Source organism: Nocardia jiangsuensis, from assembly GCF_042650385.1.
In the GTDB taxonomy this organism is placed as follows: Bacteria; Actinomycetota; Actinomycetes; order Mycobacteriales; family Mycobacteriaceae; genus Nocardia; species Nocardia jiangsuensis.
This window is the reverse complement of record NZ_JBHSAX010000033.1, coordinates 332,858-345,350: the sequence shown is the minus strand read 5'-3', so window position 1 is coordinate 345,350 and position 12,493 is coordinate 332,858. Positions and strand designations below refer to the sequence as shown.

Below are 12,493 nucleotides of genomic sequence, written 5' to 3'. Positions count from 1 at the left end.
CGCTCGCGCAGCCAGGCTGCGCACGATCCGGGGCAGGACACCGAAGACAGTCGTGGCGCCGACGCGCCGCGAGGGAACGAAGAAACAGTCGAGTGGAGGAAGCCGACCGATGGCAACGTACGCGATCGTCAAGACCGGCGGAAAGCAGTACAAGGTCGCGGTCGGTGACCTGGTGAAGGTCGAGAAGATCGAGGGCAAGGTCGGCACCGCGGTGCAGCTCGCCCCGGTCCTCGTCGTCGACGGCGCCGACCTGACCACCGACGCCGACAAGCTGGCGAAGGTCAATGTGGCCGCCGAGGTCGTCGAGCACACCAAGGGCCCGAAGATCCGCATCCACAAGTTCAAGAACAAGACCGGATACCACAAGCGTCAGGGTCACCGTCAGCCACTGACGGTCCTGAAGGTCACCGGCATCAAGTAATCGGCGAGGAGAAGCAGCCATGGCACACAAGAAGGGCGCGTCCAGCTCGCGCAACGGTCGTGACTCGGCCGCACAGCGCCTCGGCGTGAAGCGCTTCGGCGGGCAGGCCGTGAACGCGGGCGAGATCCTGGTCCGTCAGCGCGGCACCCACTTCCACCCCGGCGTGAACGTCGGCCGCGGTGGCGACGACACCCTGTTCGCCCTGGCGGCGGGCGCGGTGGCGTTCGGCACCAAGCGGGGTCGCAAGACCGTGAACATCGTGGTTCCGGAGCCGGCGCAGGCCTGACGCCGCCGCCACTCCACGTACCAAGTCAGCGGGTCAGGGTGAGACACCCTGGCCCGCTTTCGCGTTTCCGACTCGGGCCGGACGGGCCCGCGACCCTCGAGGGAGGATGATCGACCTATGTCCAAGTTCATCGATCGGGTCGTCGTGCACGTCCGCGCGGGCAACGGGGGACACGGCTGCGCCTCGGTGCACCGCGAGAAGTTCAAGCCGCTCGGCGGCCCGGACGGCGGCAACGGCGGCAACGGCGGCGACGTCGTGCTCGAGGTGGACGCCAATGTCCACACGCTGCTCGACTTCCACTTCCACCCGCACGCCAAGGCAGGCAGCGGCAAGCCGGGCGAGGGCAGCAACCGGGACGGCAAGCGCGGCGGCGAGCTGGTGCTGAAGGTGCCGGACGGCACCGTCGTGCTGGACGCGAAGGGCGAGGTGCTCGCCGACCTGGTCGGCGCCGGGCAGCGGTTCGTCGCGGCCCGCGGCGGCCGCGGCGGCCTCGGCAATGCCTCGCTCGCCTCGAAGGCGCGCAAGGCGCCCGGCTTCGCGCTGCTCGGCGAGGAGGGCGAAGAGAACGAGCTGGTGCTCGAGCTCAAGTCGGTGGCCGACGTCGGGCTGGTCGGCTTCCCATCGGCGGGCAAGTCCTCCCTGGTGTCGGTGCTCTCCGCGGCCAAGCCCAAGATCGCCGACTACCCGTTCACCACGCTGGTGCCGAACCTCGGTGTCGTGCTGGCGGGCGAGATCACCTTCACCGTCGCCGACGTGCCAGGCCTGATCCCCGGCGCGAGCAGCGGCCGCGGCCTCGGGCTCGATTTCCTCCGGCACCTGGAGCGCTGCGCCGTGCTCGCGCACGTGGTCGACTGCGCCACCCTCGAGCCCGGCCGCGACCCGGTCTCCGACGTGGACGCGCTCGAGGACGAGCTCGCCGCCTACCGCCCCGCGCTGGTCGGCGACATCGGGCTCGGCGACCTGGCCGACCGGCCGCGCGTGGTGATCCTGAACAAGGTCGACGTGCCGGACGCCGCCGAGCTGGCCGAGATGGTGCGCCCCGAGTTCGAGGCGCGCGGCTGGCCGGTCTTCGAGATCTCGGCGGTGAGCCGGGAGGGGCTGCGGCCGCTCACCTTCGCCCTCGCCGAGCTGGTCGGCGGTTACCGCGAGGCGCATCCGAAGGCGGAGCCGAAGCGGCCGGTGATCCGGCCCATCGCGACCGACGAGTCCGGCTTCACCGTCATCCCCGACCCGAACGAGCCGGGCGGCTTCGTCGTGCGCGGCGTCCGGCCGGAGCGCTGGGTGCGGCAGACCCAGTTCGACAACGACGAGGCCGTCGGCTACCTGGCCGACCGGCTGGCGCGGCTCGGCGTCGAGGACAAGCTGGTCAAGCTCGGTGCGAAGCCGGGAGCCTCGGTGACCATCGGCCCGGTCACCTTCGACTGGGAGCCGCAGATCTCGGCAGGCGTCGACATGGTGCCCACCGGCCGCGGCACCGATCTCCGGCTGGAGAACAACGACCGGATCGGCGCGGCCGAGCGCAAGCACGCCTCCCGGGTCCGGCGCGGGCTGGTCGAGGACGGAGACGAGTAATGACGGGCGCTGACCTACGCTCCGGGATCGAGCTGAGCGAGGCCAGGCAGGCCATCGCGGGCGCGCGCCGCGTGGTGGTGAAGATCGGCTCCTCCGCGCTCACCAGTCTGGCGGGCGGGCTGGACACGGTGCGGCTGGATCGGCTCGCCGACGCCGTCGAGGCGCGCATGCGGGCCGGCTCCGACGTCGTCGTCGTCTCCTCCGGCGCGATCGGCGCCGGGATCGCACCGCTCGGATTGACCACGCGGCCCCGCGATCTCGCGACCAAACAGGCCGCGGCGAGCGTCGGGCAGCTGGCGCTCGCGCACGCCTGGGGCACCTCGTTCGCCCGATACCGCCGCACGGTCGGGCAGGTGCTACTCAGCGCCGACGACTTCTCCCGCCGCGAGCACCACCGCAATGCCCAGCGCACGCTGGACCGGCTGCGCTCGCTCGGCGCGGTCGCGGTGGTGAACGAGAACGACACCGTCGCCACCGAGGAGATCAGGTTCGGCGACAACGACCGGCTCGCCGCGCTGGTCGCGCACCTGATCGGCGCGGATGCGCTGGTGCTGCTCTCCGATGTGGCCGGGCTCTACGACGGCGATCCGCGCAAGGGTGACGCCGCGCTCATCCCCGAGGTGCGCAGCAGCGCCGACCTGGACGGGGTGATCGCCGGGACCGGCGGCGTGCTCGGCACCGGCGGGATGGCCTCCAAGCTCTCCGCGGCGCGGCTCGCGGCCGATGCCGGAATGCCGGTGCTGCTCGCGGCCGCGGCCGATGCGGCGGTGGCGCTCACCGCAGGCACCGTCGGTACCGCATTCGCGGCGCGGCCGGTGCGGCTTTCCGCGCGCAAGTTCTGGGTCAGGCACGCGGCCGACAGCAGGGGGGCGCTGCTGCTCGACGAGGGGGCGGTGCAGGCGGTGGCGCATCGGCGCCGGTCGCTGCTCGCTGCCGGGATCGTCGGGGTACGCGGGCGGTTCTCGGGCGGGGACGTGGTCGATCTGGTCGCGCCCGACGAGCGGGTCGTCGCGCGCGGGATCGTCGAGTACGACAGCACCGAACTCACCGGGGTGCTCGGCCGCTCCACCGGCGAACTCCCCGACACCATGCAGCGCCCGGTGATCCACGCCGACGACCTGGTCAGCGTGTAGTTCAGGCGCCGGGAATCACGCCGGGCTGGTCGGTCGTCGTACCCGGCGGCGGCGTGGTCTCGCCGCCCTCCGGAACCGGGCCGGTGATGCCGGGCTGGCCGTCCGGATCCGGCAGGGTCGGGTCGCCCGAGCCGCTCGGCGGGGGCGGGGGAGCCGGTGCCGGTGGCAGGGGCGGAGTCGTCTGCTCGGTCGGCGGCGCCGGCTCCGGGCTCGGGGGTGCGGACTCCGGAGCGGGAGCCGGGCTCGCCGGTGCGGAAGACTCCGGGCTCGGCACGGGCTCGGGCGTCGGGCTCGGTACCGGCGCGGGCTCCGGCGTCGTCGGTGCGCTGCTCGGTGGCGGTTCCGGAGCCGGATCCGCGGGCGCGCTGCCCCCTGGCACCTGTCCATCGGGACCTGAGCCCCCTGGCACCTGCCCATCGGGTCCGGTTTCGCCGGGTGCCTGCCCACCGGGACCAGGGTCTCCAGGTGCTTGGGCCCCCGGCCCCGAGTCGCCGGGCGCCTGCCCGTCCGGCCCGGTGCCATCGGGCGCGTGCGCGCCGGGGCCGGAGTCGCCGGGAGTCTGTCCGCCGGGATCGGGCGCTTGCCCTTCCGGGCCCGTCTCGCCGGGCGCTTGCCCGTCCGGCCCCGAGTTCCCGGGAACCTGCCCCTCCGGCTCGGAGTCCCCCGGCACCTCCCCGGAACCCTCCGGCCGCTGACTCCCGTGCTCCGACGGGTACGAATCCCACTCGGGTACAGCCCCGTTCGGCGCCGCCGACGACCCGCCGGGCAGCGGTGGCGGCGCCGGCAGCGCCGGAACCCCGTCCCCCGCCGCCTGATACGCCGGCTTGTAGACCATGTTCATGGCCAGCAACGCTTCCTGCCGCAGCAGCTCCTGCGTCATCTGCGCGTCGATGATCCGCGCCGACTCGAGCAACCGCGCGATCGCCCCGACCGGCCCGGAATCCCCCGGCGGCACCACCGCCACCTTCACCGCCTCCGCGGCGGCCGCGACCGCCCCGAGCCGGGCCCCGACCTGCCCCATGACGGCGGCGAGCTCGTCCACCGAGGCGGCGAAGCTGCGCGCGCTCGCGTAGGCGGCGTCGGCTGTCGCGCCCTCCCACTCCAGGGAGTTCATCACCCGGTCGACGCTGGCCCTGGTCAGCGGCATGGAGGTGGCCAGCGTGCCCGCCGCCTCCAGCCAGGTCACCGAGGCGCGCAGGATGGCGCCCGCGTCGATCTGCTGGGTGCGGGCGTGGATCTCCTCGTGCGTCATCGACTCGAAGTGCTCCATCGAGCTGACGTAGGTCGGGTCGGTTCCGGTCATCGCGGTTGCCTCGCATCGATGGCGCGCAGCGCGGCGGCGGCCGCGGCGTCGGCTTCTTCGAACAGCCCGGCGCTCAGCAGGAACGCCTCCTTCATCCGGTAGGCGGCCTCGATGTACCGGTCGAGCAGCGCCGCCGCGTCCCGCGCCTTGTGCGCGAACCCGGCCTGCAGCTGCTGCGCCGAGACGAAGCCGCCGAACCCGTGCAGCTCGCCGACCGACTCCAGTCGCTGCTGCAGGTAGAGCAGCCGGTCGGCCTGGTGGTCGTACATCTCGGCGCACCGCCGCGCGGCCGCCGGATCGAAGGCGACGGAGCCCGCCCGCGCCTGCTCGCCGAATCTCGCGATATCGGCTCGGCTGGTCTCGATCGTCATCACGCACCCCCGGAGATCGTCGGACGCGTTCAGCCTATCCCGAGAGGCCGATCCCCGACACCGAAGCTCAGGCCGGAATCCGTTTCTGCAGTTGCGCGGCGAGCTGCTCGGTGCCCGCGGGCACCAGGTGCACGGTGTCACCGGACTTGATCAGGTAGCGGCCGTCGCCCTCGACGTCGATCCAGGTGTAGTGCAGCGCCTGCGGCGGGGCCGGCCGGTCCAGCCGCGCCTCGATCCGGATGTGCCCCTCGGCGGTGTGCGGCTGCAGCAGCACCTTCCGGATCAGCCGGGCGGCGGGCGGAAGGCCGTGCGTCTCCTCGTCCCGCACCGCGCCCACCGTCGCGGCCCGCGCGGGCAGCCTGCCCGCTCGCGCCGGGGGCAGCGCCTGCGCGATCCGCGCGCCGAGCTTGGCGGTGTGCCCGATCGAGAGCCGGACCGTGCCACCGAATTCCGGCTTCCGGCCCGGCTCCTGCACCACGAGCACCGCGTGGTCGAAGACCGAGCAGGCCAGCAGCCGGATCTCGGCGCCGGGCCGGTGCCCGCCGCCGATCACCACGATCCGGGTGTGCGGCGCGGCGAGCAGCCGCAGGCAGGCGGTGAGGTCCGGGTCGGCGCGGTGCGGGAGCCGGGCGGAGAGCTCGACGCGCAGCTTCTCCGCGGCGTCCTCGGTGCGCGGGCTCTCCAGGATCCGGAGCGGATAGGGCACCCGGTCGCTCTCCGTCTCCCGCCAGACGTGGGCGAACTCGTCCGGGGTGAAGCTCCAACCCATGTGCCGATCACATCCTCACCCACCCGCCGAGACGGCCCGAGCCTAACCGCGTCGCGCGCGGCAGCGAAAGACCGCGCCGCGCGCGCGGACTCGATCGATCAGTACCCGGTGCTCGGATCGACCGGGGCGAGCAGGTCGTCCCCGGCCGCGAAGCGGCGCACGTTCTCCCGCACGTGCGCCGCGAACGCGGCCACCCGCACCTGCGGCGGATTCGAGTCGTGCGGGGTGATGATCACGTTCGGCAAGGCCCAGAGCGGGTGCCCGTCCGGGAGCGGCTCCGGATCGGTGACGTCCAGCCCGGCGCCGCCGATGGTGCCCGCGCGCAGCGCCGCCACCAGCGCCTCGGTATCGATCAGGCTGCCCCTCGCGACATTGATCACCCACGAGTTCGGCCGCAGCAGAGCCAGTTCCGCCGAGCCGACCAGGTGCGCGGTCGCGGGCGTGGCCGGCGCGGCGACGACAACGTGGTCGGCCACCGGCCACACGGTGTCCAGCCGCTCGGCGGGGACGGTGGTGATCCCGTCCGGGATGCCGGAGCCGGTCACCGGACGGCCGGAACGGTTCACCGCGATCACCTCGGCGCCCAGCGTCAGCAGCGAGGGGATGAGCGCCTTGCCGATCCCGCCCGCCCCGACCACGGCGACCGTGCTGCCGCGCAGCGTGCCGACGTGCGGCAGGAAGTCCTGCTGCCGCCACGTGGTCGCGCGCAGGTGCTCGGGCAGGTAGCGGACCCCGGCGAGCAGCAGTGCCAGCGCGTGCTCGGCCACGGTCGCGGAGAACGCGCCCGCCGCGGAGGTGAACCGGACGCCGGGGTGCCGCTCCAGCACCCCGGCCGCGACGAAATCCTCGATCCCGGCCGCGGGCAGCTGCACCCACTCGATCCCGGTGGGCAGCTGCTCGGGGAAGCCGCCGGCCTCGCTGACCCAGACCAGGGCGCGGGCATCGGCGAGCGCGGCGAGTTCGCCGCCGCCCGCCTCGATCGCCGCGCGCAGTTCGTCGGGGACCTCGGGGGCCACGGCGACCGGAATCGTCACGCTCTACTCCTCGTTCTCGCTGTCCAGCTCGACGGCCTCGACGCCGTCGCGATCGGCCAGCTCCAGCAGCGGGTCGATCCGGAACACGGCGTCGTCGATGCCCGCGTGCAGGTCGCCGAGCTCGGCGAAGCGCGCGGGCACGGTCCGCACCGTGAAGTCTCGCGGGTCGATGTCGGGGATCTCGTCCCAGCGCACCGGGGCGGAGACGGTGGCCGCGGGGACGCCGCGCACCGAGTAGGCGGCGGCGATGGTGTGGTCCCGCGCGTTCTGGTTGTAGTCGACGAAGAGCTGTGCCGGGTCGCGGTCCTTGCGCCACCAGGTGGTGGTCACGTCGGCGGGCGCGCGGCGCCGCACCTCCTCCGCGAAGGCGAGCGCGGCGCGGCGCACCTCGATGAAGCCGTGCTCCGGTGCGATCCGCACGTAGACGTGCAGCCCCTTGCCGCCGGAGGTCTTCGGCCAGCCCACCGCGCCGAACTCGTCCAGCACCTCGTGCACGACGCCCGCCACCCGCTGCACCCGGGACCACGGGCAGTCCGGCATGGGGTCGAGGTCGATCCGCCACTCGTCCGGGCGCTCGGTGTCGGCGGCGCGCGAATTCCAGGGGTGGAACTCGACGGTGGACATCTGCACCGCCCAGATCACGTCGGCCAGTTCGCGCACGCACAGCTCGTCGGCGTGCCTGCCGTAGCGCGGGAAGAAGACCCGGACCGTCGGCACCCAGTCCGGTGCGCCCGCGGGCAGCCGCTTCTGGTGCACCTTCGCCCCGGCCAGCCCCTTCGGGAAGCGGTGCAGCATGCACGGCCGCTCGCGCAGCGCGTTCACGATGCCGGGGCCGACGCTCAGGTAGTACTGCACCAGGTCGAGCTTGGTCAGCCCGAGCTCGGGGAAGTAGACCCGATCGGGGTTGCTGATCCGGACCGCGCGGCCGCCCACGTCGAGCTCGAGCGCGGGAGACGACGATTTGCCGGGCACGCCATCGACCCTAGCGGCAGGGGTGCCGCGGTGCGCGGCACGCGAGCCGATGTCGCGGCCCCGCTCAGGTCGGCGTCGCCAGCGCGAAGGGAAGCACCGCGGGTGCGCCTGCGGCGCGCAGGGCGCAGGCGGCGACGGTGAAGGTCCAGCCGGACTCGCTCTGCGCGTTCACCAGCAGCACCGGCCCGCCGACGTCGTGCAGGTCGGGGACGTCCCACGAGTCGTACAGCCCGGCCACCCGGTGCGCCGAGTTGGCGGCGGAGACCGGCGGGTGGTCCGGCCGCTTGTGCAGCACCCCGAGGTCGCGCAGCCTGCCCACCTCGGCCAGCCGGGCGGCGAGGCTGCGGGTCAGCTCGCGATTCCGGTCGTCGTCGAGGGCGAGCACCGCGACCGGCCGCTCGGCCCAGTCCCATTCCCTGAGCACCGCGACGCAGGCGGTCACGATGTCGTCCGGCACCGGGCCGTCGGGGGCGTCGAGCAGCGCGCGCAGCCTGCGGCCCCAGCCCAGGTCGCTGAGCCTGCCGAGCACCCGGCCCGGCTCGGCGCCCGCGCCGATCTTGCCGGAGAGCGGGATGCCCAGCGTCTTCATGCCGGTCGGCCACTGCTTGCGCGGGGCGAGGTCGATGCCGGGGCGGGCGATCCGCGCCCTGGTGGCGGCGACGGTCTCGGCGCCCGGCGTCGGGTCGAGCCTGGTGCCGGTGCAGTTGTCGCAGCGGCCGCAGGTCTCGCCGAGCGTCAGCCCGGGATCGTCGAGCTGGCCGCGCAGGAAGACCATCCGGCAGCCGTCGGTGGCCTGGTAGTCGAGCATGGCCTGCTGTTCGGCGGAGCGGGCGCGGTCCAGCCGCGCGTAGCGCTCGGCGTCGTAGTGCCACGGCTGCCCGGTGCCGAGCCAGCCGCCGCGCACCCGGCGCACCGCGCCGTCCACGTCGAGCACCTTGAGCACCATCTCCAGCCGGGAGCGGTTCAGCTCGACCCGCGGCTCCAGCGCCGCGGTGGAGAGCGGGCGCTCCGGGTCGAGCGCGTCCAGCACCGCGCGCACCACCGATTCGCGCGGGAAGGCGACCGAGGCGAACCAGCTCCAGATCCTGGCGTCCTCCGGGCCGGGCAGCAGGATCACCTCGGCCCGCTCGGTGGCCCGCCCCGCGCGCCCGACCTGCTGGTAGTAGGCGATCGGCGAGGAGGGCGCGCCGAGGTGCACCACGAAGCCCAGATCCGGCTTGTCGAACCCCATGCCGAGCGCGGAGGTGGCGATCAGCGCCTTGACCTCGTTGCGCAGCAGCGCCTGCTCCAGGTGCTCGCGCTCGGTGGGGTCGGTCTGGCCGGTGTAGGCGGCGACCTCGTGCCCGGCGGCGCGCAGCACGCTCGCGACATCCTGCGCGGCGGCGACGGTGAGCGCGTAGACGATGCCGGAGCCGGGCAGCCGGTGCAGCTGCTCGCCGAGCCACGCGGTGCGCTCCACCGCGTCCTCGATCCGGACCACCGCGAGGTGCAGCGACTCCCGGTCCAGGGTGCCGCGCAGCACCAGGGTGTCGGCGTCGATCCGGCCGCCGGTGCCGATCTGCGCGGCCACGTCGGTGACCACCCGGTCGTTGGCGGTCGCGGTGGTGGCGAGCACCGGGATGTCGGCGCCGAGGTCGGCGACCAGGGTGCGGATGCGCCGGTAGTCCGGCCGGAAGTCGTGGCCCCAGTCGGAGACGCAGTGCGCCTCGTCGATCACGACCAGCCCGGCGTCGGCGGCGAGCCGGGGCAGCACCTGGTCGCGGAAGTCGGGGTTGTTCAGCCGCTCCGGGCTGACCAGCAGCACGTCGACGGTGCCGGTGGCGACCTGCTCGTGGATGGCGTCCCACTCGGTGACATTGCCGGAGTTGATGGTCGCGGCCACCACGCCGGCGCGCTCGGCCGCCGCCACCTGGTTGCGCATGAGCGCGAGCAGCGGCGAGACGATCACGGTCGGGCCGCGCCCGGCCCGGCGCAGCAGCTTGGCCGAGATGAAGTAGACCGCCGACTTGCCCCAGCCGGTGCGCTGCACCACCAGCGCGCGCCTGCGCTGCACGACCAGCGCCTCGATGGCGACCCACTGGTCCTCGCGCAGCCGCGCGGCCGGGCCGGCGAGCTCGCGCAGCAACTCCTCGGCCTCGTCGCGGAGTTGTGCCGATCCGGTCGCGCGGTCCGGCTCGACGCCGGTGTCGGAGGAAGGGCTCATCCCGCCATCGTGCCGCACGACGCCGACACCCGCGTCCGACCTGCGCGGACGGCGCGTTCGCGGGCGGGTGGCGGCACCCGTACCGGCGCCCCGGCCCCGGCACAGTGGCCGCAGGGCCGGGCTGCCGGGCCGCCGAGGACCGGCGCCACGAGTGCCGGTCCCCGGGTCGACTACCCCTTGACGCAGAGCACCTGGCGCAGCGTCGCGACGACGTCGACCAGGTCGGACTGCGCCGCGATCACCTCGTCGACGTCCTTGTACGCGGCCGGGATCTCGTCGACGACGCCCGCGTCCTTGCGCGACTCCACGCCCTCGGTCTGCGCGACCAGGTCCGCAACCGTGAACTGTCTCTTGGCCGCGCTCCGGCTCATCCGCCGCCCCGCGCCGTGCGACGCGGAGTTGTAGGAGGCCGGGTTGCCCTTCCCGCGCACCACGTAGGAGCGGGTGCCCATGGAGCCGGGGATCAGCGCCAGGTCGCCCGCGCCCGCGCGCACCGCACCCTTGCGGGTGACCAGCATGGGGACGCCGTCGATCTCCTCCTCCGCCACGTAGTTGTGGTGGCAGGAGATGGGCTGCTCGAAGCGCACCGGGCGGTCGGCGAACTCGTCCCGGACGGCCCGGCAGACCAGGGCGAGCATGACGGCCCGGTTCCTGGCCGCGTACTCCTGCGCCCAGCTCAGGTCGCGCCGGTAGGCCGCCATCTCCGGGGTCCCCGCCAGGAAGACCGCGAGGTCGCGGTCGGGCAGACCGGTGTTGTGCGGCAGCTCGCGGGCCACCGCCATGTGCCGCTCGGCGATCTCCTTGCCGATGTTCCTGCTGCCGGAGTGCAGCAGCACCCACACCGTGTCCGCCTGGTCCAGGCAGAGCTCGATGAAGTGGTTGCCGCCGCCGAGCGTGCCCATCTGCTTCTGCGCCTTCGACTCCCGCGGCCTGACCTTCCGGTCGAGCGAGTCGAAGCCGTGCCAGAACCGGTCCCAGCCGGTGCGCAGCGTCGCCGTGCTCGCGCCGAGCTGCGAGACCTCGGCACCGAGCGCGGTGACGTTCACCCGGGAATCGTGCGCGTGGAAGCCGACCGGGACCGCGGCCTCGATCCGGGCGCGCAGCCCCCTCAGGTCGTCCGGCAGGTCGGCGGCGGTGAGGTCGGTGCGCACGCTCTCCATGCCGCAGCCGATGTCCACCCCGACCGCGGCGGGCGCGACCGCGTCCCGCATGGCGATGACCGAGCCGACGGTGGCGCCCTTGCCGAGGTGCACGTCCGGCATCACGCGGACGCCGTGCACCCACTCGAGCTGCGCGAGGGTGCGCAGCTGCCGCAGGGCGGACTGCTCGATCTCGTGCTCGTGGGCCCACATGAGCGTCTGCGCACGGGTGCCGTGCAGCTCGACGGGAAACATCGGTCTTTCCTTCCGTTCGGATACGTCAACGGTAGGGATCCGACCGCAGGTCGCGCGAGCGATTTTCGCCGGCCCGCCGGCGGGCGCGGGCGGGTCAGCCCGGTTGTGGCGCCCGCCCGGCGAGCAGCCCCGCGATGGTCGCTGCGTCGGGAACGGCTGTCGTGGCGCCGAGCGCGGTAGTGGCCAGCGCGCCCGCGGCGCAGGCCCAGCGCAACGCGGCTTCCGGCCCGTGCGCCCAGCGGGCGGCGAGCGCGCCGGTGAAGGCGTCGCCCGCGCCGGTGGTGTCGACGGCGCGCACCGGGACCGCGGGGACGGTGAAGCACCCGTCCGGCCCGTCGTACCGCGCGCCGTCGGCGCCGAGCGTGGTGACCCGGTGCGGCACCTGGTCCAGCACGTCCCCGATCGCCTCCGCCTCACCCCGGTTCACCACCGCGATGTCGACGAGCGCCCACATCTCGGCCGGAAGCCGCTGCACGGGTGACGGATTCAACACCGTCACCGTCCCGTTCGCCCGCGCGTGCGCGAAGCCCGCCGCCACCACCGGAACCGGAATCTCCAGCTGGCACAGCAGGGTGTCCGCCGCGGCGATCGCGGCGAGGTCGTCCGGATCCAGTTCGGCGAGAGCGTGATTCGCCGCGGGCACCACCACGATCGAGTTCTCCCCGCCCCCGTCGACGACGATCGTCGCGGTCCCGCTCGGCCCCGCGGCAGCGCGCAACCCGCGCACATCGATCCCCGCCCGGACCAGTGATTCCCGCAGCGCGGGCGCGAACACGTCGTCCCCGACCGCCCCGAGGAACCGCACCCGCGCCCCGCTGCGCCGCGCCGCCACCGCCTGGTTCGCGCCCTTGCCGCCGGGTACCGCGGCGAACCCGGTGCCGAGCACCGTCTCCCCGGGCGCGGGCCGCCGCCCGACCGTGGCCACCAGGTCCATGTTCACGCTGCCGAGCACGACGACGTCGGCAGGCGCGGGTTCGGCACTCACCGGCCGGAGAGTAGCCCGGACAGCGCCTCCCGCGCGCGGGATACCGCTGG

The 12,493-nt window shown here is 74.0% G+C and carries 12 protein-coding genes; 4 read left to right on the top strand and 8 right to left on the bottom strand.

The window, feature by feature from the left end:
• The first annotated feature begins 109 nt into the window (after positions 1-109).
• From rplU to proB, 4 genes are all read left to right on the top strand, one after another.
• Positions 110-421 carry a 50S ribosomal protein L21 gene (gene rplU, locus ACFO0B_RS30235; protein ID WP_067654543.1) on the top strand — a complete coding sequence of 104 codons (312 nt, stop codon included), beginning with the start codon at positions 110-112 and terminating at the stop codon, positions 419-421.
• 19 nt (positions 422-440) lie between these two features.
• Positions 441-707 (top strand): 50S ribosomal protein L27, encoded by a 267-nt coding sequence (gene rpmA / locus ACFO0B_RS30230; protein ID WP_378616866.1) that lies wholly within the window; start codon positions 441-443, stop codon positions 705-707.
• 117 nt (positions 708-824) lie between these two features.
• Positions 825-2,279 carry a GTPase ObgE gene (obgE, locus tag ACFO0B_RS30225; RefSeq protein ID WP_378616864.1) on the top strand — a complete coding sequence of 485 codons (1,455 nt, stop codon included), beginning with the start codon at positions 825-827 and terminating at the stop codon, positions 2,277-2,279.
• Positions 2,279-3,412 carry a glutamate 5-kinase gene (proB, locus tag ACFO0B_RS30220; protein ID WP_378616862.1) on the top strand — a complete coding sequence of 378 codons (1,134 nt, stop codon included), beginning with the start codon at positions 2,279-2,281 and terminating at the stop codon, positions 3,410-3,412. The genes obgE and proB overlap by 1 nt, the downstream gene beginning before the upstream one ends.
• A gap of 1 nt (position 3,413) precedes the next feature.
• Here proB and ACFO0B_RS30215 read toward each other — a convergent pair whose 3' ends face one another.
• The 8 genes from ACFO0B_RS30215 to ACFO0B_RS30180 form a co-directional block, all read right to left on the bottom strand.
• Positions 3,414-4,715 carry a hypothetical protein gene (locus ACFO0B_RS30215; RefSeq protein WP_378616860.1) on the bottom strand — a complete coding sequence of 434 codons (1,302 nt, stop codon included), beginning with the start codon at positions 4,713-4,715 and terminating at the stop codon, positions 3,414-3,416.
• Positions 4,712-5,086 carry a hypothetical protein gene (locus ACFO0B_RS30210; RefSeq protein ID WP_378616858.1) on the bottom strand — a complete coding sequence of 125 codons (375 nt, stop codon included), beginning with the start codon at positions 5,084-5,086 and terminating at the stop codon, positions 4,712-4,714. The genes ACFO0B_RS30215 and ACFO0B_RS30210 overlap by 4 nt, the downstream gene beginning before the upstream one ends.
• A 67-nt stretch (positions 5,087-5,153) precedes the next feature.
• Entirely contained in the window at positions 5,154-5,855 is a 702-nt protein-coding gene (locus ACFO0B_RS30205) for an ESX secretion-associated protein EspG (RefSeq protein ID WP_378616856.1), read from the bottom strand.
• Between the two features lie 98 nt (positions 5,856-5,953).
• Entirely contained in the window at positions 5,954-6,889 is a 936-nt protein-coding gene (locus ACFO0B_RS30200) for a D-isomer specific 2-hydroxyacid dehydrogenase family protein (protein ID WP_378616854.1), read from the bottom strand.
• A 3-nt stretch (positions 6,890-6,892) separates the two neighbouring features.
• Entirely contained in the window at positions 6,893-7,861 is a 969-nt protein-coding gene (gene ligD, locus ACFO0B_RS30195; RefSeq protein WP_378616852.1) for a non-homologous end-joining DNA ligase, read from the bottom strand.
• A 64-nt stretch (positions 7,862-7,925) separates the two neighbouring features.
• Positions 7,926-10,064 carry a RecQ family ATP-dependent DNA helicase gene (locus tag ACFO0B_RS30190; protein WP_378616850.1) on the bottom strand — a complete coding sequence of 713 codons (2,139 nt, stop codon included), beginning with the start codon at positions 10,062-10,064 and terminating at the stop codon, positions 7,926-7,928.
• Between the two features lie 170 nt (positions 10,065-10,234).
• A complete protein-coding gene (locus tag ACFO0B_RS30185; protein WP_378616848.1) occupies positions 10,235-11,458 on the bottom strand; it encodes an RtcB family protein in 1,224 nt (407 codons plus the stop codon).
• A 94-nt stretch (positions 11,459-11,552) separates the two neighbouring features.
• Complete coding sequence (locus ACFO0B_RS30180) at positions 11,553-12,443, bottom strand: ribokinase (RefSeq protein WP_378616846.1); 891 nt, start codon at positions 12,441-12,443, stop codon at positions 11,553-11,555.
• Positions 12,444-12,493: the final 50 nt, after the last annotated feature.

What these genes read in the sequence shown, in the direction of transcription:
- rplU (WP_067654543.1), top strand. Translation starts at nt 110, where the DNA reads ATGGCAACGTACGCGATCGTCAAGACCGGCGGAAAGCAGTACAAGGTC.
- rpmA (WP_378616866.1), top strand. Translation starts at nt 441, where the DNA reads ATGGCACACAAGAAGGGCGCGTCCAGCTCGCGCAACGGTCGTGACTCG.
- obgE (WP_378616864.1), top strand. Translation starts at nt 825, where the DNA reads ATGTCCAAGTTCATCGATCGGGTCGTCGTGCACGTCCGCGCGGGCAAC.
- proB (WP_378616862.1), top strand. Translation starts at nt 2,279, where the DNA reads ATGACGGGCGCTGACCTACGCTCCGGGATCGAGCTGAGCGAGGCCAGG.
- ACFO0B_RS30215 (WP_378616860.1), bottom strand. Translation starts at nt 4,715, where the DNA reads ATGACCGGAACCGACCCGACCTACGTCAGCTCGATGGAGCACTTCGAG.
- ACFO0B_RS30210 (WP_378616858.1), bottom strand. Translation starts at nt 5,086, where the DNA reads ATGACGATCGAGACCAGCCGAGCCGATATCGCGAGATTCGGCGAGCAG.
- ACFO0B_RS30205 (WP_378616856.1), bottom strand. Translation starts at nt 5,855, where the DNA reads ATGGGTTGGAGCTTCACCCCGGACGAGTTCGCCCACGTCTGGCGGGAG.
- ACFO0B_RS30190 (WP_378616850.1), bottom strand. Translation starts at nt 10,064, where the DNA reads ATGAGCCCTTCCTCCGACACCGGCGTCGAGCCGGACCGCGCGACCGGA.
- ACFO0B_RS30185 (WP_378616848.1), bottom strand. Translation starts at nt 11,458, where the DNA reads ATGTTTCCCGTCGAGCTGCACGGCACCCGTGCGCAGACGCTCATGTGG.